A 22,184-nucleotide genomic window follows, 5' to 3' on the forward strand; every position below is an offset into this window, starting at 1 on the left:
GAAATTCCATGTATAAAGTCATGTTTACTGTTCCTTTTTTGATTGGATTTGGATTTATTCCAGTGGTTGCCTTTGCTGAAGAAAATATTAACCTACCTGTCATTCGCATTAATTCAGAAACATCAAAAAACAAAACATATCAGAGCAGTGCTTTAACAGGATTCAACCACTCTTTGCTGGATTTACCTTTTAATCAATCACACGTATCAAAAACACAAATCCAAAATCAGAATATAGTGCGGATTCAAGATGCTTTAACATCAACAAGTGGTGTGTTTTATCAAGACAGTTATGGTGGTGGGTTTTGGGATAATTACTCGTTTAGAGGTTTTAGTACTGACCCCAACATGGGCACGAACTCACTAAGAAATGGTCTCAGTGCGGTAAGTGGTATTCATACACCAAGAGATATGGTTAATATTGAATCCATTGATTTTTTAAAAGGTCCAATGGCAGCAATGTATGGACAGGGGGCGATTGGCGGCGTGATGAACATCACAACCAAAAAGCCCTCTTGGGAAACAGCACATGAAATCAGTATAAGTGCATCATCTTATGAACAATATCGAACATCTTTGGATACCACAGGCGCATTAACAGACCAAATTGCTTATCGCTTAGGCTTAGCTTATGAAAATAATCAAAGTTTTAGAAATAAGGTTGATCATGAAAACTATTTCATTGCACCACAATTTAGCTTCAAGTTGTCCCCTGCTACTCAGCTTGATGTAGATACTGAATTTTCAGCCTATCAAGGCGTATTTGATCGTGGAATTCCTCTTATCAATGGACAATTTGCCAATATAAAAAATTTTTATAATGATCCACGTGATGGCAATATGCAGGTAAAGGATCGCTTTTTTCAACTGCGGTTAGAACATGAATTCAATCCAAACTGGAAAAGTACAACAGCACTCAGTTATGACCGTGGTGTACGAGGTGGAACATCTACAGAAGTTTCCTCTTTTTCAAACCCGACAAATCAGCTCAATCGATTTCGACGTTACCGTCATTTTGCGACAGAAAACACCCTTTTTCAGAGCATGATAAAAGGTAAATTTGATATTGGGCACATAAGCCATGAGTTACTTGGCAATATTGAATTGAGTGATTATCAAATCCATCAATTTCAGCAAAGAAATGCTGTTGGTACAAACAGCCCAATTTCATTTGATACACCATCTTACGATCAGCCAATTTTACAGCTTGCTCGAACCACCAAGCAAACAAAAGAACATCAAAAGAACATTGCGCTGAATGTACAAGATCAAATATTTTTGAACGCTGCATGGAATTTATTATTCGGTGTGCGGATCGATCAAATGCAACAGTCCATTACTGACTTTAAAACAGGTATTTCAGCTCAAAAAGATTACAAACCTATTAGCCCGCGCGTAGGTATAAACTATAAATTTAATGACCAACTTGCTTTTTATGCCAATTGGGGCAAGGCATTTGAAATGAATACAGGTTTAAATAAAGACAATCAACTATATGCGCCTGAACGAACAAAAAGCATAGAGTTTGGTGGTAAATATCAGTTCTTACCTATGAGTTGGCTGAGCTTAATTTATTTTGATATGAAAAAAGAACATTTATTAACAGAAGGCATCAGCGATAATTATGTGGATAGCGGACAAGTACGAAGCCATGGAATTGAATTTACCTTAGCACACCAATTCACAGATGCATGGTCTATTCTACTTAACTATACCCTCACAAATGCATCAATTATTGAAAGTGAAATCGAAGCCAAAGGTGCTCGTTTAAAAAATATCCCTAAACATAATGCAAATTTGACCACTCAATATCAGTTTAATGCATTTGGTCATCCTGCTAATTTACATTTAAATGTTAACCATTATGGTCAGCGCAGTGCCAACTATATTGATAACGGCACCACTTTACCTGCATTTACAGTTATAAATGTCGGTGGGCAAATTGCACTGACATCACAACTAAAAGCACAGCTCAACATTTCGAATTTATTTGACAAAACTTACTATGTTTCTAGTTATACCAACTATTGGGTGCAACCTGGTGAGCCGCTCAAAGCAACATTCACATTAAATTATCAATTTTAAAACCAATAGAATGTTGGACCCTAGGCTTATTAGCTTATTTATTGGTTATTAAATAAGCACAAAAAGGATTCATTTTCTCGTATAATAGCGACACAATTCAGTTTCAATTGATTTCTCTATGCAAAGACCTAAGTTAGAACTTCCAAACAATGCAGATAAGCTACTGTTACATTCTTGCTGCGCGCCATGTTCAGGTGAAGTCATGGAGGCAATTATTGCATCAGGTATTGAATTTTCAATTTTCTTTTATAATCCAAATATTCATCCAGCAAAAGAATATTTAATTCGAAAAGAAGAAAATATCCGTTTTGCTGAGCAGCATAACATTCCATTTATTGATTGTGATTACGACACAGATAATTGGTTTGAGCGAGCAAAAGGGATGGAGAATGAACCAGAGCGTGGCATTCGCTGTACCATGTGTTTTGATATGCGTTTTGAACGCACAGCACTTTATGCCCATGAGCATGGCTTCCCTGTCATCTCTAGCTCTTTAGGCATATCGCGTTGGAAAGATATGAAACAAATTAATGGCTGTGGTGAACGTGCGGCTTCTCATTATCCGAATATGACGTATTGGGACTATAATTGGCGTAAAGGCGGTGGTTCTAGTCGCATGATTGAGATCAGTAAGCGCGAAGAATTTTATCAACAAGAATACTGTGGTTGTGTTTACTCATTACGTGATACCAATCGTTTTAGAATGAGTCGTGGCCGTAATCGAATTAAACTAGGTGTTAAGTTTTATTCAGCCATGAGTGATGATGAATAGACTCTTTTACAGCAATAAACTCAAATTCTGATTTGGGTTTATTGCCAAATTTTTTGTAGTACACCTAGCCAATTTTGATAGCACAATTTTCGAATAACTTGATCGCTATAACCATGTGAAGATAATGCATCCAATAAATTTGGCATTTTAGACACATCAGACCATGCTTCAGACATAAAACCCCCGTCATAATCTGAACCAAAGCCCACGCCATCTACGCCAATTGCATCGATTAAATAATCAATATGTTCAAACATCACTGCAAATTCTGTTTGAGCGTTGCGTTGACCATCTTTGCGTAAAAATGCAGTATCAAAATTTACCCCAACAAAACCATGGCTTTGTCGAATCGCTTGTAACTGAGCATCCAACAAGTTGCGTGCTTGCGGGCAAATTGCATGCACATTAGAATGCGTTGCAACAAGTGGTTGAGTTAATATTTCAGCTGTGTCCCAAAATGCATGTTCATTCATGTGTGAAACATCAACCACCATATGCTTATCTTGGCATACCGTAACCAAATGCTTGCCTAGTTCAGTCAGTCCGCTACCTGTGTTTGGTGAATGTGGAAATTTGGCTTGTAGCCCATGACCAAATTGACTAGGTAAATTCCATAATGGCCCAATACTGCGTAATCCTGCTGCATAAAATACATCTAAAGCATGCAAATCATCATCAAAAGCATCTGCACCTTCCAAATGTAAAATCATCGCAAATAATTGATTTTCAATGCATGATTGAATTTCAGAAACTGTACGACAAATTTTAACTAAGCCGTTAGACTGTGTTTCAATTTCTAAAGCATAAGCCATTTGTGCCATGCAAATTTGCATTAAATCTGCACGACTATACGCGGTTTGATTAGATGATAAACGGTGCGGTGCATGCTGAGCGACATAGTCAAAAGGTGGTATAAATATAGCAAACATGCCACCAACCATGCCCGCTTGCTGACAACGCTTCAGATCCATTTGTCCTGGTAGCATTTGAGTTAAAAATGCATACGCAGGACGATTTAAATCGTTTGATAACCAAAGTCGAGCTAAAACATCATTGTGCCCATCAAATATTGGAAATGACATTTAAGCCTCCTATGTGTCAGCAAACAAATTATGATTGACTAACAAAAATTCGTTTCGAATTTTTCTTATTTCTAAAAGTCAGATCTTCAAGTGCTAACATTTTTTCGCTTTCTTCACGTGCTTGAACAATCATATGGTGATGATCAGACTTTGAACACACAGGATCCGGCTGAGATGCGTCACCTGTCAACATAAAGGCTTGGCAACGACAGCCACCAAAGTCTTTGGTTTTTTCTGGACAGGTGCGGCATGGCTCTGGCATCCAATCATAGCCTCGAAAGTGATTAAAGCCAGTTGATTTATACCAAATATCAGGTAAAGCCATGTCTTTCACATTTGGAAATTGCATTGGCAATTGACGTGCAGCATGACATGGTAATGCTGTGCCATCAGGAGTGATGGTTAAAAAGATATTTCCCCAACCATTCATACATGCTTTAGGGCGTTCTTCATAATAATCTGGCACGACAAAAATTAATTTGCATGGATTATTCGCAGCTTTAAGTTTTTCACGATACTCATTGGTAATGCGCTCTGCCCGCTCAAGCTGTGCTTTTGTTGGCAGTAACCCTTGACGATTTAAATACGCCCAACCATAAAACTGACAAATAGCAAGCTCAACGGTATCTGCTTCAAGCTCGATACATAGCTTAATAATATCTTCAATTTGATCAATATTATGACGATGAATCACAAAGTTAAGCACCATTGGATATTCATACTTCTTAACCAATCGTGCAATATCTTTTTTCTTTTCAAAAGCATTGCGTGAACCAGCTAGCATGTCATTAATAACAGGATCACTGGCTTGAAAGCTCACTTGAATATGGTCTAAACCTGCTTGTTTAAACTTCGCAATTTTTTCCTCATTAAACCCTAAACCTGAGGTAATTAAATTGGTATAAAAGCCAAGCTGATGTGCATATTCAATGAGTTCGGGTAAATCTTGCCGTACAAGTGGTTCTCCGCCAGAAAACCCAAGTTGAACAGCCCCCATTTGGCGTGCATCTTTAAAGACTTTAAACCATTCCTCAGTGGTGAGTTCGGTTTGAATTGATGCAAACTCTAAAGGATTTGAACAATATGGGCACTGTAATGGACAACGATATGTCAACTCAGCAAGCAACCATAAAGGTAAACCAACTTGATTTGTCATACGCCTAATTTAATCCAATTTTCACGTTGAGCAACTTGCATATAATCGATCACATCAGCATCAATTTGTGCAATATCACCAAACTGCTGTTTTAATTGAGCAATAATATCGGCAATTGAATTTTTGCCATCAATATGTTGACCAATTGCTGATGCTGTATCGTTGAGCTTAATCATCCCTTCTGGGTATAAAATAATATGTGCCTGTTGGCTTGGCTCGTATTGAAAACGATAGCCATGCTGCCAAACAGGGATAATGCTCGTATCTAAACTCATTTAAATAATCCTTTATGCCAAACTGGCTCGCTGGTCACAGTATGATATGGCGCTTCGTTATGCACATAGGCCAATGTTAAAGCATCTAACATGGACCAAAGAATGTCTAATTTAAATTGTAAAATTTCAAGCATTCTTTGTTGTGATTCATAAGTGGTAAATGAATCCAACGTAATACTTAAGCCATGTTCTACATCACGGCGCGCTTGGCTTAATCGCGAACGAAAATAATCATAACCCTGCTCACTAATCCAAGGGTAATGTGCAGGCCAAGAATCAAGTCGTGATTGATGAATTTTTGGCGCAAACAATTCAGTCAGCGAGCTACTCGCAGCTTCACGCCAAGTGGCACGGCGAGCAAAGTTAACATATGCATCAACTGCAAAACGTACACCTGGCAATACCAACTCTTCAGAAATAACCTGCTCTCGCGTTAAGCCCACAGCTTCTGCAAGACGCAGCCAAGCTTCACGTCCGCCACCATCTGGATATTCACCATCTTGGTCAATCATTCGTTGAATCCACTCTTGACGCACACGCTGATCTGGACAATTTGCCATGATCGCTGCATCTTTTAATGGAATATTGATTTGATAGTAATAACGGTTTGCAACCCATGCTTGAATTTGTTTTTGTGTGGCATGGCCTTCATACATCATTACATGAAATGGATGATAAATATGATAATACTGTCCTTTGGCCAATATAGTTTCTTTAAATTGTTCAATCGATAATGCAGCTGGCGAATTGGTCATGATATCCCCTTAATCGTTATAATTCGATGGTCATACCATCAAATGCGACCTCAACCTCATGTTTTTTAAGTATTGCAAATTGTTCTGAGTCTTCATCTAAAATTGGGTTGGTATTATTGATATGAATATACACTTTTTTTGGTTTATCTAATTGGTCTAAATAAGACAATGAACCGCCTTCGCCATAAATATACAAATGGCCCATATCTTGGCCTGTTTTGGTTCCTACACCACGCTCTTGCATTTCATGGTCTGACCACAATGTACCATCAATCATGACACAATCTGACGCTGCCATAATTGCCATAACTTCATCATCAATTTTACCTAAACCTGGCGCATAAAAAAGCTGCTTTTGTGTTTTATGGTCTTTAATGATCATGGCAATATTATCACCATCATGCGGATCATTACGATGTGGGGAATAAGGCGGTGCAGCACTACGAATAATTAATGGAATGAATTCAAGCTGGTCAAAATCTTTTATTTTAAAGCTTTGATGCGGATTAATTTGATGATGCTGTAATCCACCATTCCAATGTTTAAGCATATTAAAAATTGGAAACCCTGATGTTAAATCTTGATGTACCATCTCTGTACACCACACATCAATCGGGCATCCTTCACGCAATGTTAAGAGACCTGTTGTATGATCGACTTGGCTGTCCATCAATACTACACTTTTAATTCCGGTGTCTCTAAGTGCACGTGCTGGTTGTGCTGCTTTAAAATCAAATAACTGTTGGCGAATATCAGGCGATGCATTAAATAACACCCAATCAATGCCATTTTCAGAAACAGCAATTGAAGATTGTGTCCGTGTTTTTGCATTTAATGTGCCATGACGTACACCTGAGCAATTTACACAATTACAGTTCCATTGCGGAAAACCACCACCTGCGGCTGAACCTAAAACATATATATACATAACAACTCACTTATAAAAACATAAGCCCTAGAATTTCTAGGGCTTATGTACAATTGTAAAATTAACGGTGTTCGAAGTACATAGTTACTTCAAAGCCGATACGTAGGTCTGTATATGAAGGTTTAGTCCATTGCATGTCCAATTCTCCGTCTATTTGCATGCTAATAATAGCTGCTAAGTTATTGTGAGATTTCATTGTACATAAAAAGATATGCCTGAATACACTTTGACATATTTTGTTACTATATGCGTAATTCCTTAATACTTATAAAGACTTAAACGTTCGGTTAAAAGTTCAAAAAAACCGTCTCGATCAATGGTATTTAAGAAAAATGCATTGGCTGGTCGTCCTGTCACACGCCACCAATCTGCAACAGTTGCACCTGCAGTTAAAGGACTCTCTGTTTCAATCTCAACATTAATATGACGTCCGGTAAATAATTCAGGACGTAATAAATAACCAATCACACAAGGATCATGTAATGGTGCCCCTGCTGAACCATATTTTTCTTTATCATAACGCTCAAAGAAATCAGTCCAAGATGCAACAGCTTCGCCTACTTTGGTATTTAATGCTCTTAAATTTTTAATCCACTCTTGACTCGTTAAAGCAAAATGAGTGACATCAAGTGGCACTAAGGTCAGATCTACACCTGCGGCAAGTACAATTTTGGCAGCATCAGGATCAACAAACATATTAAATTCGGCAGCAGGTGTAATATTACCGCCTTCGAAAAATCCGCCGCCCATGGCAATGATTTTTTTAATGCGTGGTGCAATATCAGGTGCCTTTAAAAACGCAGTTGCAATATTGGTCATTGGACCTAATGTACATAACGTCACTGTTTTTTCAGGTTCACGGCGTAATGTTTCAATAATAAAATCAACTGAATGCATACTTTGCAATGGCATAGTTGGTTCTGGCAATGTAATCCCATCTAAGCCTGTTTTGCCATGAATATTTTCTGCAGTCACCAACGGTTTATTCAGTGGTGCATCACACCCCACAAAGATTTTGATATCTGTACGTTCTGCTAACTCACAAATCATTCGTGCATTTTGGCTCGTGAGCGCCAAAGGCACATTGCCTGCAACAGTTGTAATGCCAAGAATATCTAGCTCTTTACTGGCTAAAGCAAATAAAATGGCAACGCCATCATCTTGACCTGGATCAGTATCAATAATAATTTTTTGTGCAGTCGATGACATAAATACTCTACCGTTCTCTATAATTAAGACATAAAAACAATTAATACAGTTTAAAATGTGACATTTTTGCTTCAATTAAAGTCAAGTAATCCACATTAAAATTTATATTTCTAATCTGATTCACGTTCTATCTAGACGTGATCCTCTTTAAATAACTTCAATTCTTTCATGCGTTCAGCATGGTATTGACCTGCGGTATACCGTTTAGATAACACCACATCTGCTCTTGGTTGTAAGAAAAAAGGCATCGCAACACGCTCTAATTCTTTTTCATCTTTTGGCTTCACCACACGGTGGGTTGTCGAAGGATAATATCCTTGTGATGCTTCTTGTAGCATATCACCAATGTTAATAATCAGTGAGTTGGGTTCAAGCGGGATATCAATCCATTCACCACATTGGCTTTGCACTTGCAATCCTTTGGCCGTTGCTGCAGGTAAAATTGTAATTAAATTAATATCTTCATGCGCTGCAGCACGTATATATTCCTCATCAGACTCGATTGGCGTATAACGTAAAATGCGTAATAAACTTTTTGACCCTTCAATCATATGTGCAAGGGGCTGGCTAAAACCATTTTGAATCTCTAATGGCGACTGTATATCAATCCAACTTAATAATTCTTTTGCCAATTGATGTGCACTGTCATAGTAATTCAGCGCTGTTGTTGAAACTTCTTTAGGATAGACATCATTCTGAAAAATATGAAAAAATTCTTTTAAATCTTTTTGAGTCTGACCTTTTGCAGTTTCAGAACGGGCTGTTGTAAACAAACCACCATGTTGTGTCGGTGTCACTTCATAGTTATATTTTTCTTCTGAGCGAAAAAACGCTAACCACTCATCGTAAATACATTGAATGGTTGACCATGACAAAGGATGATTAATCAGAACAGCAAACCCACTTTGTTTTAGTGACTTCGCAAATTTTTCAGCTGCATGTGCATCACAATAATCGACAGTATCAATGTACATTGTTTTCTCCATGTGAATAGATGACTGTGCCTAGCATATTTTAACGTGTATTTAAATTAAAATAAGGCATCGTCATCTATTTAAATGACTTGATCACATTGTAAATGACAAACACAGACCTGCAATGGTGGCACTCATTAAATTCGACAAAGTCGCTGCCAATAAAGCACGAACAGCCAATCGAGAAAGTATCGGTGTCAAGCTTGGCTCAACCATACTAAATGCACCAATAACAATACCAATTGAGCTAAAGTTTGCAAATCCACATAAACCAAATGAAATAATTGCTGCTGTATGCGGTGAAATACTATGATCAGCCAAATGTGGTGCCAAACTTAAATAAGCAACAAACTCGTTAATTGCTAATTTTTGCCCCAACAAAGAGCCTGCCAATGTTGCATCATGCCACTCTACTCCCATTAAGTATGCCAATGGAGATAGAACATAACCAAAAATGCTGTGAATAGATAAGTCAGACACGCCGATTAAACTGCCTGCACCGCCAATTAGGCCATTCAATAAGGCAAGCAATCCAACAAATACCATAATGACTGTCCCAACACCTGCTGCAATTTTCAATCCCAACATTGAGCCACTTGCTGCAGCTTCAATAATATTTGCAGGTTGATGGTCACCAAACCCCATGCTGTTGACTTCAACTGTAGATTCTTCAGTGGCAGGGCTTAATAAGCGGGCAAACAAAATACCGCCCGGAATTGCCATTAACGAGGCTGCCAATAAGTAAATCATTGGCACACCAAGACCTGCATAACCCACCAAGACAGAACCTGACACTGCAGCCATACCACTACACATGGCTGTGAATAATTCATTTTTATTCATTTTAAGTAAAAACGGACGCAATGCAGCGGGTAATTCATTTTGACCAATAAAAATTGTGGTTACTGCAGCAAATGATTCAACTTTGCTGATATTGAGGACTTTTTGAAATGCTCCCCCTAAAATACGGATCAACACACCCATAATTTTGAGGTAATACAAAATTGAAATTAATGCTGTCACAAACACAATGGTCGGTAAGACTTTAAATGCAAAAATAAATCCGCCACCATGAAATACACTATTCATTTGATCGCCCACCAATGGACCAAATAAAAATGAACTTCCCACGTCAGAATAACTAATTAGCTTATTAAACCCAATTGCGACTTGCTCAAACATTTGACGCCCAAAAGGTACATATAAAATGATGATCCCTAATGCAAACTGTAATGCCAAAGCAGGTAAAATTGTTCGTAATCGAATTTGCTTTTTATTATTGGAAAATAAATAACCAATCAATAGTAAAACAATAATTCCAAGCCAACCACGTTGTTCCAACATACTCATCTCTCCACAACAGTCGACCTACTTTTCCTTTCAACAGTACGCTGCTGTGAAGTTCAGTCAGTATGTGATTTAAATTAAACTTTGATCGTCAAACAACATTTTGCAACAGCATACTTAGGCTAAATAAATTCAAAACAACTTGCTAAAGGTTTATTTTATCAATAGATTAAATAAACAAGCCAAGTTTTTATCAAGCATTGTGTAAGAAAACGTCATTTAATTTAAAATAGGCGTTAAATTATCAGAACGCACCAAGCACTCGACATACTGCTATTAAAAATTTAATAAAACAGAGTATGATTCCACCTAATAAATGAAATCCCTTTTTGAGTGATCAATGAATACTATAAATGCTTCTCATCAAAAAAAATTAGTTGTTCTCGGCAGCATTAATGCCGATCACATTTTAGCCTTGAATCACTTTCCACACCCTGGACAAACCGTCACAGGACATCGCTATCAAGTCGCTTTTGGTGGTAAAGGTGCAAATCAAGCTGTTGCTGCTGGACGAAGTGGCGCGAATATACACTTTATTGCCTGTGTAGGGCAAGACAGTATTGGGGAACAAATCAAAACACAGTTAAATCATGATCAAGTGAACACCGATGCTATTTCTGCGATTGAGGGACAAGCCACAGGTGTTGCTTTAATTTTTGTAAATCAGAGTGCTGAAAACTGTATTGGAATTTACTCAGGAGCCAACAGCGCTCTTACCCCATCTTATGTTCTGCAGCATCAAGAAACCATTAAAACCGCAGATGCATTGCTTCTTCAACTTGAAACGCCGCTTGAAAGTGTATTACTTGCAGCTAAAATTGCTCATCAAGCTGAAGTGCCAGTCATTTTAAATCCAGCGCCAGCACAAGATTTATCTGAAGATCTGTTGCGGTTGGTTGATATTATTACCCCCAATGAAACAGAAGCATTTCATTTAACAGGCAAAGTGATTCATAGTGATGAAGATGCAGCAGATGCAGCATTCATTTTGCACAGTAAAGGCATTAAAACTGTAGTTATTACCATGGGGTCACGTGGCGTTTGGTTAAGTGAAGAAGGTCATGGTCAGCTCATTTCTAGCTTTAAAGTCAATGCAATTGATACTATCGCTGCAGGTGATACCTTTAATGGCGCATTTATCACAGCATTGCTTGAACAACAAAGTAAAGCCAATGCGGCCCAATTTGCCAATGCAGCAGCAGCTTTAGCAGTAACACGTGCTGGTGGCCAACCTGCTATTCCTTGGCGACCTGAAATCGATGCCTTCTTAAAAAAATATAATTTACTGCCTGATGACAACCACTGACATCAAAGCTTCAAGTTAAATGACTATGATGGAAATATGTCTTTAATAAATTCATCTTATATTTATGAAAAACCATATTTCTATCTTAATCGGCCTATTGGCAAGTACAGCGTTCACTACTTCTGTATTGGCAAAATCAATCGATAAAATTGAACAGCCAACCTTAGTTTCTTTTGCAAAGCTGCCTGCCAATACATTTGCAGCAGGTCCTATCAGCGGTACAAAAATCGAAGAAAAAAATAATATTCGACCACCATTTAAAAGCCAACCTGTACAAGGATTTTCTGCAGCACTTAAAAATAAAGATGGCAGCTATTTACTGATGCCTGACAATGGCTATGGCACCCAAGATAATTCTGCTGATTTTTTATTACGGATTTACCGTGTTAAACCTGAATTTCGCACCAAAACCCAAGCTCACAGTGAAATCAAAGTCCTTGATTTCATCCAGCTTCGTGACCCTAACCGTCTCATCCCATTTGGTATAACACAAGGACAAACAGAAGCCCGTTTGTTAACAGGTGCAGATTTTGACCCAGAGTCAATTCAGCGTGTTGCAGATGGTAGTTTTTGGATTGGAGATGAGTTTGGTCCATATTTATTACACTTTTCAGCTGAAGGTATTTTACTCGACCCACCGTTTTCTTTGCCTGATCCAACGCATAACAACAGCCCGCTCAGATCTCCTCAAAATCAGCTTAACCGAACAGCGCAAAACCCAGTCACACCACAAGTGCAGCGTAGCGGTGGTTTTGAAGGTATGGCTTTGTCTCCTAATCAGCGGTATTTATACCCAATTTTAGAAAAGCCTTTAACCACTTCAACAAAAAATCAATTAATGATTTTTCAATTTGATCTTGTTAAAAAACAATACACACCCAACTATTATTTTTTTGAGTTAGATAAAAACGCCACGAATATCGGTGACTTTCAAATGTTTAGTCATAAAGATGGCATTATCATTGAACGTGACGCCAATCAGGGTGAAAAAAGCGCATATAAAAAGTTAATTCAGGTCAAACTTAAACAAAAAGGACAGCCTGTTGAGCGAAAAACTTTAGTTGATCTACTACATATTGATAATCCACATCTTCTCTATAGCAATCACACCGCAGGTGATATTGGTACTACACGTGATTTCAAAATGCCATTCGAAACCATCGAAAGCTTAATTATTGAAAGTCCAAAAAAATTAACCTTACTCAACGACAATAATTACCCTTTCTCGACTGGACGTAATCCTTCTGAAGTCGATGCAAATGAAATGATTCAAATTCAGCTACCTCGTCCCTTGCGCTAGCAGCAATAAAAAAATCCCTTCAATTTGAAGGGATTTTTTTATTGCTTATGCTTTTACGTGAGTTGTGCCGCTGATATTTTCTTGGTATCAATATTTAATGCCGCATTTTGATACTCTGTCATTTGGTCGAAATTTAAATATTTATAAATATCTGATGACATACTGTCAATTTGCGATGCATAGCTTTGATACTCTTCAGGCGTTGGTAACTTACCAAGCACTGCGGCTACAGATGCTAACTCTGCAGATGCAAGGTACACATTAGCGCCTTGACCTAAACGGTTCGGGAAATTACGGGTTGAGGTAGAAACCACTGTTGTATTCGGTGCAACACGTGCTTGGTTACCCATACACAATGAACAGCCTGGCATTTCTGTACGAGCACCAGCACGTCCGTAGGTATTATAAAACCCTTCTTCCATCAACTGACGTTCATCCATTCGTGTTGGTGGTGCAAGCCATAACCGTGTAGATAATGAACCACCAGGTACTTTATCTAGCAATTTCCCTGCTGCACGGAAGTGACCAATATTAGTCATACATGAACCAATAAAGACTTCGTCAATTTTTGCTCCTGCAACATCAGACAATAGCTTGGCATCATCAGGATCATTTGGACAACATAATACTGGCTCTGTGATCTCTGATAGATCAATTTCATACACTTTTGTGTATTCAGCATCTGGATCTGCTTGAATTAAGTTTGGTTCTGCAAGCCATTTTTCCATGTTTTCAACACGGCGAGCCATTGTTCTTGCATCGCCATAGCCTTGAGAAATCATCCATTTCAGCATGGTAATGTTCGAACGTAAATATTCAGCCACTTTTGCTTCAGACAATGTGATTGAACATCCTGCTGCTGAACGTTCTGCTGAAGCATCTGATAATTCAAATGCTTGTTCAACAGTCAGTTCTGTTTCCATTTCAGATAAATCAATTTCTAAAATGCGACCTGAGAAAATATTTTTCTTACCTTTTTTCTCAACGGTTAAATCGCCTGCTTGAATTGCATAATATGGAATAGCATGGACTAAATCACGTAAAGTAATTCCAGGCGCCATTTTGCCTTTAAATTTAACCAACACAGACTCAGGCATATCTAAAGGCATCACGCCTGTTGCCGCTGCAAAAGCCACCAAGCCTGAACCTGCAGGGAATGAAATTCCTATTGGGAAACGTGTATGTGAATCACCACCTGTACCTACAGTATCTGGCAATAGCATACGGTTTAACCATGAGTGAATAATACCATCACCTGGGCGCAATGAAACACCACCACGGTTCATGATGAAGTCAGGCAATGTATGTTGAGTTTGTACATCGACAGGCTTTGGATATGCTGCTGTATGACAAAATGATTGCATCACTAAATCGGCAGAAAAGCCTAAACATGCTAAGTCTTTAAGCTCGTCACGGGTCATTGGTCCTGTGGTATCTTGTGAACCCACTGTCGTCATACGTGGCTCACAATAAGTACCCGGACGAATCCCTTGCCCTTCTGCTAAACCACATGCACGACCCACCATTTTTTGTGCTTGTGTAAAGCCTTTGCCTGAATCTAAAGGCAATTGTGGCTGACGGAATAAGTTTGATGGTGCTAAACCCAAAGCCTCTCTTGCTCTTGTCGTTAAACCGCGACCAATAATCAAATTAATTCGACCGCCTGCACGGACTTCATCTAAAATAACAGGCGTTTTAAGCTCAGCACTTGCAATCAATTGATCGTCTTTAAATGCAGTTACTTTTGCAGCCACTTTATCAATTTTAATGGTGACTTCATCACCCATATTCATGTCAGAGACATCAATTTCAATCGGCAATGCACCTGCATCTTCCATTGTATTAAAAAAGATAGGGGCTATTTTTGAACCTAAACAAAAGCCACCATCTTTCTTATTTGGAATAAATGGTAAATCATCACCAAAATACCAAAGTACAGAGTTGGTTGCTGATTTACGAGATGACCCCGTACCTACAACATCACCAACATATGCAACTGGATTACCTTTTGCAATCAGCGCTTGAATTTGCGATAACGGACCAATTTCACCTGGTTTTTCAGGTGTAATCCCATCACGTTCATTTTTTAACATTGCTGTCGCATGTAATGGGATGTCTGGGCGGCTCCATGCATCTTGTGCAGGTGATAAGTCATCGGTATTGGTTTCACCTGTGACTTTAAATACTGTCACTTTTGTTTCTTCAGCGACATCTGGACGGCTTGTAAACCATTCAGCATCTGCCCAAGATTGTAATACAGCTTGCGCTTTATCATTGCCTGCTTTGGCTTTATCAGCGATGTCATGAAATGCATCAAAGACCAATAAAGTTTTCTTTAATGCTTCAGCAGCCAAGCTTGCTAAGTGTTGATCGTCTAGCAAATCCACCAATGGCGCCACATTATAGCCACCAAGCATGGTGCCTAATAAAAAAACAGCTCGTTCTTTACTTAATAATGGTGATGTAGTTTCACCTTTGGCCAAAGCTGCTAAAAAAGCGGCTTTAACATATGCAGCTTGGTCAACACCTGCAGGAACACGATTTTCAATTAAATCTACCAAGAATGCTTCTTCGCCTGCCGGTGGTTTTTTTAATAACTCGACAAGTTCAGCAGTTTGTACTTCATCTAATGGCTTAGGTGGGATTCCGAGTGCGGCACGTTCTGTTACGTGTTGGCGGTAAGCTTCTAGCACAGTGTTCTTCCTCTTTTGAAAATTTATACTTACAAATTATAAATTCCGTATCTGTAAGTCGTCGTGTGATGTGCAAATTTTACTAAAGTTACAGTTAAAAGTTAATGCAATAATCAAATTTGTTTATGATGCTCGTTATTTTCTAGCGAAATATCAAATTGAAAAAAACAGATAAAGCCTTCATCAGATTAGGCACCTTATTGCCATAAAAAAAGCCATCTGATGATGACTTTTTTAATTTATTGAGGTGTTTGTTTTACACATTCTTCATAGCGATTTTTCTTGAAATCTTCCATAGATTTTTCTTTTTGCTCTAGTTGCTCATAAATTGGAATTTGATAAGCCTGCTCAATAATTTGAGCCAAATAGTGTTGAGCATCTACATTTTCAATTTTTTTGATATGTTCTAATGCTGCATTTTTTTCAATGCCTTGTTGGCGATCAGTCATCACATTAAATGCTGCACTTGGAATATTTTTACAAAAGCCTTGCCATTCTTCTTGTGGGGTAAGTTGCTTTTTTGCACACCCTGCTAATGCCATCACACTCAAGAGGCCAAATACAACATACTTTTTCATATTTTCTCCAATCACCATACCATGCTCATCAGATCATATGATGAATCTAAGATTTCATAACTATTTGCAATGCAGCCATACTACTGAACCCAAGCACTATTTGGCAACATAAACCATCAAGTTAAATCCACCCGATCTCTGTGTCTATAGCAATTACAAGCATATTTTATGCTTAATGGGCATACAAGCGAAAAGACTTGAGTCTGACGTATGGTCTAGACTTATGATTCAGGTTTTAAAAAACTTGGTTCATCACATGAAAAAACATCTATTCTCAGCAACGATAAACACGCAAGTAATTATTGATCGGCCATGTGATCAAGTATGGCAGCATTTTCAGTCTGTATCATCACACCCACATTGGAATCACTTTTTACACTTTGATCGATTTCCAACTCAAGTCGATGAACAAATCAGCGTGACATTAAACCATCACCAACACACATTTAAAATGACACCTCAAGTAACTCAATTTAGCGAAGGTCTTTTAGCATGGAAAGGTAAACTGTTCATTCATGGACTATTTAATGGTTATCACCAATTTAAATGCCAAGCGATTAATAAAAATAGCACTTTATTTACCCAATCTGAGTATTTTAGCGGGCTTTTGGTGCCCTTATTTTACCGTCAAGTGATTCAACCAACACAAGCACACTTTGAACAGATGAATCATGCTTTTAAACACTACTTAGAGAGTCATCATTAAATTATGAATATTGGGCAAATATCTAAAAAATATGCAGTATCCATTGATACGTTACGCTTTTATGAGGAACAGGGGTTACTGTCCCCTGCACGCCGTTCAAATGGTTATCGTGACTATAATCAAGAAAATGAACAACAGATTCGCTTCATTCTTTGTTTAAAAGCAATTGGCTTTACGCTTAAAGAAATTGCTTCGGTTTTACAGCTAAATCAGCGTATACCCTCTGCACACTGTAAAGATGCTTCTGCTCATTTATTAACGACCAAAGTTGACGCCTTAACAGCGCATATTTTATTTTTATTGGCAGCTAAACAACAATTGTTAAGTATTCAAAGTTTTGTGGAATCACATAACCCAGATGAAAACCAAGCCTATATTGAACATGTCATCAATCTGCTTTATGACAAAATGAAGCCACTTAAATAATAAAGGCTATGGAATTTACCTCCATAGCCTTTGCTTTAAATACTTAATATTTTGCGTTAAAAACGCCAGTTATAGAAAATATCAACGGCACGTTCAACCGATTCACTCGCTTCTAAATATAAACGCTTGTTAATCTGATAACGCAGTGTCAATTTATTTACGGCGGTAAAGACTCCCATACCATAACGTAGATATAAATCAGGAGTGATATACCCTGTTACACTCACTTGCGTATCATCACCTGTTCCTTGAGCATCTAGTGCCAAGCCACTTAAACCAAATGCTTGACCAATTTGGTTGGTGAAACCACGTGTACCGCCTAAACCTAAGCTTAACCCTGCAGCCGCCAAAGTATTGTTAACATCAGATTTAAAGCCTTCTGTTTGACTGACGTTATTACTGCCTTCATTAATACGACCCGTCACCAAAGCATTTAAAGATTCTTGCTCTGACAATCCGCCATCATTATAGATTTGAATATTCGGTGCAATTGCTGTCCCTGTAATACGGACACCTACTGTGGTATTGGAGATTTTTTTGTTGGTATCAATGTCTAAAGTTGGATTTGCCAATGGCCCATTAAAACGCGCAATTGCACGATTCAAGTCAAGCGATTGACCATATGCTTCAACTTTCACTTTTTGACTGATTCCAATTGCACCACTAGCACTCATTGCAGGTTCTAAACCACGCTGAGATAAATATAATCGCCCTGTCAGTGGAATTCGACTATTAAAGCCTTGGAAAATCACCCGATCGCCAAGCGATAAATCGACATCTGCTTGAATTGACCACGGTTTAGCAGCTTTTAATACAGCAATTAAATCATCCCCTGAATATACAACACGTGCATCAGATGACACATTAATCACATCAGGACTGGTTTCAGGCATGTTAATAATGGCACGGGGTATTTCTATTTTCCCTTTCACAGAAACGCTGCGTTTAGATGGATACATGTCTAATTCAATCGTGGTATTTACAAGCGCGGTCACCACTGGTGCTTGACGCACAAGCAAGTTATCACCTTGCACTTTTAATTGAACTCTTGGATCACCATCCCAACTGACTTGTCCATCTAATCTCGCCACACCAGGCCCACTGTTTAAAATACCCATAATGGATGCTTTATTTTGGCGTAATGCTGAATACAACTGAATGTTATTTAAATTGACAGGCACTGAAATCATATTCAGTACCCCATTTCTTAAACGTAAGTCCCCAGTAACCAATGGCTCTTTAATCGTACCACCAATTTTTGCGGCAAAATCAAGTGTCCCTCCAATGGTTCTAACATCTGGAATAAACGGTTTTAAGAACTGTAAATCAACTTTAGAGAATGCAGCTTCTCCTTGCATTGGCAGATTATCTTGATATGGGTTAATGGTAACATTGGCATATCCATTACCAATATTTGCAGTTTTTACATCAAATCGTAGTAATAAACCATCTGTCACACTTCTTGCCAACAAACTCATCTGCTGATAGCTTGTGGTCGATGCAGGGTCATCAGGATCATCTGCTGCCACACCAATTTGTCCATTTTGTGCCAAAATCTTAGCATCAATATTTGGTTTTTTACCTTGTGCCCATGATGCTTTAGCATAACCATCAACTTGACCTGTCATGGCAAGACCATCTGGCATAAATGCAGCAAAATCATTTAAGTTTAAATTATTGGCCAAGAATGACACATTACCTTGTGTTGAACTCACCTGAATAGGTTGATCAAAACACAATTGGCTTTGATTACTTGCCCAACAATGTTCACTAATATATAGCTGTTTATTGGCACTGCGATAAATCACATTGGCATTTTGTTGTTGGTTCAACACAGCGCGAACAGAGTCAAATGTCCCTTTTTGAATTTGCCCAACCCAGTCATTACTTGCGTTAAAGCCACCATTGAGCTGTACATAAAACTTCGAGTACCTGTTCCAGCCTTGTAGACTTGCAATATGTGCACCCCGCGTTCCTGAAAGCGTTAAACCGCCATACTGAATTTGACGGCTTCCCGATCTTAAATTTTCCATTTCAGCTTTAAGTGTGGTTGGTGTTGTATCAGAGGTTGGAAGCTCACCACGAATACGTACTTTTTCTACACTAATACTACTGCCAAAACCGAATTGATCAATATTGACATTGGCTGTTGCTTTAATGCTTGGCTGTGTTTGCATTTGAACAACACCATACGCTCGTCCACGCAAACCAGGATATAAATTATATAATGCAGGTGCATTGAGTTTAATATTTAACTTTTGCACATTACCAGAGACTTGAACTTGGTTCCCAGCATATGCCAAGAACAATTGATTGGCTTGGAAATGTTGTGGCAGTAATTTTTTATCTTGTGAATTCATCACTAAGCTTAAGTTACCTTTACCACGCAAAACTTGGTTATTTAAAGTGCCTGCCAAGTTGAGATCATCAATTGAAATACGCTGTGCTTTATCGCTCCAAATACCTTTTGATTTCACCACACCTGAAATTTCGCCACGAACACTTGAGGCAAAATATTGCGGTTTAAATCGAACCAAAGAGGCATTTACATCCCAACCAATCCCATTTTTCAAGTTGACTTGACCGTTCGCAAGAATCTTTCCAGCCACACCTTCATGTTTAAATTGACCAATGTTAACTGTATCTTGAGTACCTGAAATTTTAAATTGTAGTAACCCACTAGCATCTTTATATTGGCTAGATGTTAAGCTACCGTCATACACTACGCCATAACCGCGTAATCCACCGCCTTGCTTTTCATCATTCATTAATACAGATGCTGTGGTTTGTCCTGCCAAACGCACAGTTTCTTTTTGACCTGCAAGCTGACCTGTTAAATCAATGGCATTTAAATGAATAATCTGTTTATTTTTTTCTGAATAACCATTGGCTTTAATAAACCCATTCAATTGATCAAATGGTGCCGCAGGGCTTACAGTCTGCGGATTAAAATTCTTGGCATTTAAAGCAGCATTCCATTTTAACTCACGCTTATCTGTAGGCAATCCTACTTGAGCCTGTCCACTTAAACTGCCTTTGTCTGTTAAATAACTAAAATTAGGGATGTGAATATCATCACCTTGCATGATGGTATCAGCTTGATATTTTCCACCAGGCAATAGACTTTTTTCATGCTGAATGACCGTAGTTTGCACAGCAATGGTATTTTTCTTATCAGTTAAATTAATCTTGGCATCACCTGTTGGACTATTTAACCATCCAATATAAGGCAATGCGCGGTTCATATTCGCCCATGATACGTGTAAATCAAGTGGTTGAACCACAGGTTTACCATCTTTACCTATTTGGTCTTCTTTTTGGTCAAGGTTTAGTTTGAGTGATTCATACTGATTGAAATCGATAAACGCATTGAGATGCGTACCTGCTTCTAAATGCCCAGCTGACCCTAACTTACCATCCATCGTTGGTGGTAAAAACTCACGAATACTTTCAGGAATAGACTTTTCAGATGCTTTTAATCCGCTCAACTGACCTTTAATATCCCATTTTAAAGCTTTTTCCCAATTCAATATGCCAGATAAATTAATTTGTCCACCCATCAACTGACCATTGAATTGGTTGATGTTCATCTGTTTAACATAGTCAACATATAGTTTTGCTTGATAGTTTCCTTCAGGAACATCTTTACCCACCAAATCTGTGGCTAAATTCACATTCATATCTGAGGCTGAACCATTCAAACGTGCAATGCCTGAAGCAGTATATAAGGCTTGATCTGCCGCAAATGGCCAATGGTAGTTTTTAAAGTTCACTTGCCCATACATTGGAACATTATCACGTACAGGATGTACCACCATACGACCTGTAAGTTGGTCTGGAGTGTGAGTAACAAATCCAGCCGTCACTGTGTCTAGAGACCCTCTTGCATCTAAGTATACATTTTTAATATTCAAGCTATGTAATGACGGAATATCAACATTTGCTGTCGCTTTTAATGGATATTTCTCTTTAAAATCCATTCTTCCATATGCTTGCTTAATATGAACATATTCATCAATGCTCAATTTTGTATCTTTAAACGTGAGTAATGTGTCACGCCATAAAGTGTCTTTTAATTGAATATTTTTAATTTCAGTGCTTGATGTGGTTGTGACTAATCGAAGTACATCAATATTGGCCAAATCTAAACGCAGCATAATGGGCATTTGAATTGGGCTAAATTCAAACGGGGTATTACTTGGCGGCTTCTTATTGATAATTTCAAGTTGTTGAATTTCAGCACGCGAAAAATGGACTTCTTTTTGCAAAATAGCGCGCCAACCAATGACAACATCAGCACGTTTAATTTTAATTTGTAATCCATCTAAGTTAATATCTAAATGATTTAAAATAAGTCCATTTAAAATACTTCCTTTTTCATACTGATAGCTCATCATAGTTTGATTTTCTAGCACACGATCAAGCAAAAACTTACTGCCTCGGTCGGTAGAAAACATCAGGGTTAATGCGATCAATAGGATAATAAAAATACCCAAAATTGAAAATAAAACTCGCTTTAACCAGCTACGTTTTGGTGCATTTTTATTGTTTGATGATGGATTATTCTTTTCAAGCTCAGTCATGTATAAATAC

At 38.2% G+C, this 22,184-nt stretch carries 18 protein-coding genes; 6 read left to right on the forward strand and 12 right to left on the reverse strand.

Annotated elements, in window-relative coordinates:
- Positions 1-8: 8 nt before the first annotated feature.
- Both CFY84_RS03490 and CFY84_RS03495 read left to right on the forward strand, forming a co-directional pair.
- Complete coding sequence (locus CFY84_RS03490; protein WP_088822801.1) at positions 9-2,084, forward strand: TonB-dependent receptor; 2,076 nt, start codon at positions 9-11, stop codon at positions 2,082-2,084.
- A 118-nt stretch (positions 2,085-2,202) separates the two neighbouring features.
- The gene (locus tag CFY84_RS03495) at positions 2,203-2,856 is read left to right on the forward strand and encodes an epoxyqueuosine reductase QueH (protein WP_088822802.1); all 654 of its coding nucleotides are present in this window, start codon (positions 2,203-2,205) and stop codon (positions 2,854-2,856) included.
- A 38-nt stretch (positions 2,857-2,894) separates the two neighbouring features.
- Here the strand turns inward: CFY84_RS03495 and CFY84_RS03500 are convergent, their stop codons facing one another.
- The 9 genes from CFY84_RS03500 to CFY84_RS03540 all read right to left on the reverse strand — a co-directional run bounded on the left by CFY84_RS03500 (position 2,895) and on the right by CFY84_RS03540 (position 10,579).
- Positions 2,895-3,938, reverse strand: coding sequence for a dipeptidase (locus tag CFY84_RS03500; RefSeq protein ID WP_088822803.1), 1,044 nt, complete (start codon positions 3,936-3,938; stop codon positions 2,895-2,897).
- Positions 3,939-3,966: 28 nt separating this feature from the next.
- Positions 3,967-5,094 (reverse strand): pyrroloquinoline quinone biosynthesis protein PqqE, encoded by a 1,128-nt coding sequence (pqqE, locus tag CFY84_RS03505; RefSeq protein ID WP_088822804.1) that lies wholly within the window; start codon positions 5,092-5,094, stop codon positions 3,967-3,969.
- Entirely contained in the window at positions 5,091-5,369 is a 279-nt protein-coding gene (pqqD, locus tag CFY84_RS03510) for a pyrroloquinoline quinone biosynthesis peptide chaperone PqqD (protein ID WP_088822805.1), read from the reverse strand. The genes pqqE and pqqD overlap by 4 nt, the downstream gene beginning before the upstream one ends.
- Positions 5,366-6,124 (reverse strand): pyrroloquinoline-quinone synthase PqqC, encoded by a 759-nt coding sequence (pqqC, locus tag CFY84_RS03515; RefSeq protein ID WP_088822806.1) that lies wholly within the window; start codon positions 6,122-6,124, stop codon positions 5,366-5,368. Before pqqC ends, pqqD begins: the two co-directional genes overlap by 4 nt.
- 16 nt (positions 6,125-6,140) lie before the next feature.
- The gene (gene pqqB, locus CFY84_RS03520; RefSeq protein ID WP_088822807.1) at positions 6,141-7,052 is read right to left on the reverse strand and encodes a pyrroloquinoline quinone biosynthesis protein PqqB; all 912 of its coding nucleotides are present in this window, start codon (positions 7,050-7,052) and stop codon (positions 6,141-6,143) included.
- A 61-nt stretch (positions 7,053-7,113) separates the two neighbouring features.
- Positions 7,114-7,188, reverse strand: a complete 75-nt coding sequence (gene pqqA / locus CFY84_RS03525; protein WP_143218770.1) for a pyrroloquinoline quinone precursor peptide PqqA — start codon at positions 7,186-7,188, stop codon at positions 7,114-7,116.
- Between the two features lie 122 nt (positions 7,189-7,310).
- Positions 7,311-8,261 carry a nucleoside hydrolase gene (locus CFY84_RS03530; RefSeq protein ID WP_088822808.1) on the reverse strand — a complete coding sequence of 317 codons (951 nt, stop codon included), beginning with the start codon at positions 8,259-8,261 and terminating at the stop codon, positions 7,311-7,313.
- Positions 8,262-8,392: 131 nt separating this feature from the next.
- Entirely contained in the window at positions 8,393-9,235 is an 843-nt protein-coding gene (locus CFY84_RS03535; protein WP_088822809.1) for a 2OG-Fe(II) oxygenase family protein, read from the reverse strand.
- Positions 9,236-9,328: 93 nt separating this feature from the next.
- Positions 9,329-10,579, reverse strand: a complete 1,251-nt coding sequence (locus tag CFY84_RS03540; RefSeq protein WP_088822810.1) for a NupC/NupG family nucleoside CNT transporter — start codon at positions 10,577-10,579, stop codon at positions 9,329-9,331.
- Between the two features lie 343 nt (positions 10,580-10,922).
- Here CFY84_RS03540 and rbsK point away from each other — a divergent pair, with 343 nt between their 5' ends.
- Together rbsK and CFY84_RS03550 are read left to right on the forward strand one after the other, a co-directional pair.
- A complete protein-coding gene (rbsK, locus tag CFY84_RS03545; protein ID WP_088822811.1) occupies positions 10,923-11,888 on the forward strand; it encodes a ribokinase in 966 nt (321 codons plus the stop codon).
- A gap of 64 nt (positions 11,889-11,952) precedes the next feature.
- Positions 11,953-13,188, forward strand: a complete 1,236-nt coding sequence (locus CFY84_RS03550; RefSeq protein WP_088822812.1) for an esterase-like activity of phytase family protein — start codon at positions 11,953-11,955, stop codon at positions 13,186-13,188.
- A gap of 53 nt (positions 13,189-13,241) precedes the next feature.
- On the opposite strand, the gene acnB is transcribed toward CFY84_RS03550, so the two are convergent.
- Positions 13,242-15,881 (reverse strand): bifunctional aconitate hydratase 2/2-methylisocitrate dehydratase, encoded by a 2,640-nt coding sequence (gene acnB / locus CFY84_RS03555; RefSeq protein WP_088822813.1) that lies wholly within the window; start codon positions 15,879-15,881, stop codon positions 13,242-13,244.
- Between the two features lie 239 nt (positions 15,882-16,120).
- Positions 16,121-16,459 carry a hypothetical protein gene (locus CFY84_RS03560; protein WP_088823379.1) on the reverse strand — a complete coding sequence of 113 codons (339 nt, stop codon included), beginning with the start codon at positions 16,457-16,459 and terminating at the stop codon, positions 16,121-16,123.
- Between the two features lie 256 nt (positions 16,460-16,715).
- Between CFY84_RS03560 and CFY84_RS11320 the strand changes: the two genes are divergently transcribed.
- Positions 16,716-17,165, forward strand: coding sequence for an SRPBCC domain-containing protein (locus CFY84_RS11320; RefSeq protein ID WP_228149586.1), 450 nt, complete (start codon positions 16,716-16,718; stop codon positions 17,163-17,165).
- A gap of 3 nt (positions 17,166-17,168) precedes the next feature.
- A complete protein-coding gene (locus CFY84_RS03570) occupies positions 17,169-17,591 on the forward strand; it encodes a MerR family transcriptional regulator (RefSeq protein WP_088822814.1) in 423 nt (140 codons plus the stop codon).
- A gap of 56 nt (positions 17,592-17,647) precedes the next feature.
- On the opposite strand, the gene CFY84_RS03575 is transcribed toward CFY84_RS03570, so the two are convergent.
- Positions 17,648-22,174 (reverse strand): translocation/assembly module TamB domain-containing protein, encoded by a 4,527-nt coding sequence (locus tag CFY84_RS03575; RefSeq protein ID WP_088822815.1) that lies wholly within the window; start codon positions 22,172-22,174, stop codon positions 17,648-17,650.
- Positions 22,175-22,184 lie beyond the last annotated feature (10 nt).

Origin of the sequence: Acinetobacter apis, from assembly GCF_900197575.1 — a bacterium.
In the GTDB taxonomy this organism is placed as follows: Bacteria; Pseudomonadota; Gammaproteobacteria; order Pseudomonadales; family Moraxellaceae; genus Acinetobacter; species Acinetobacter apis.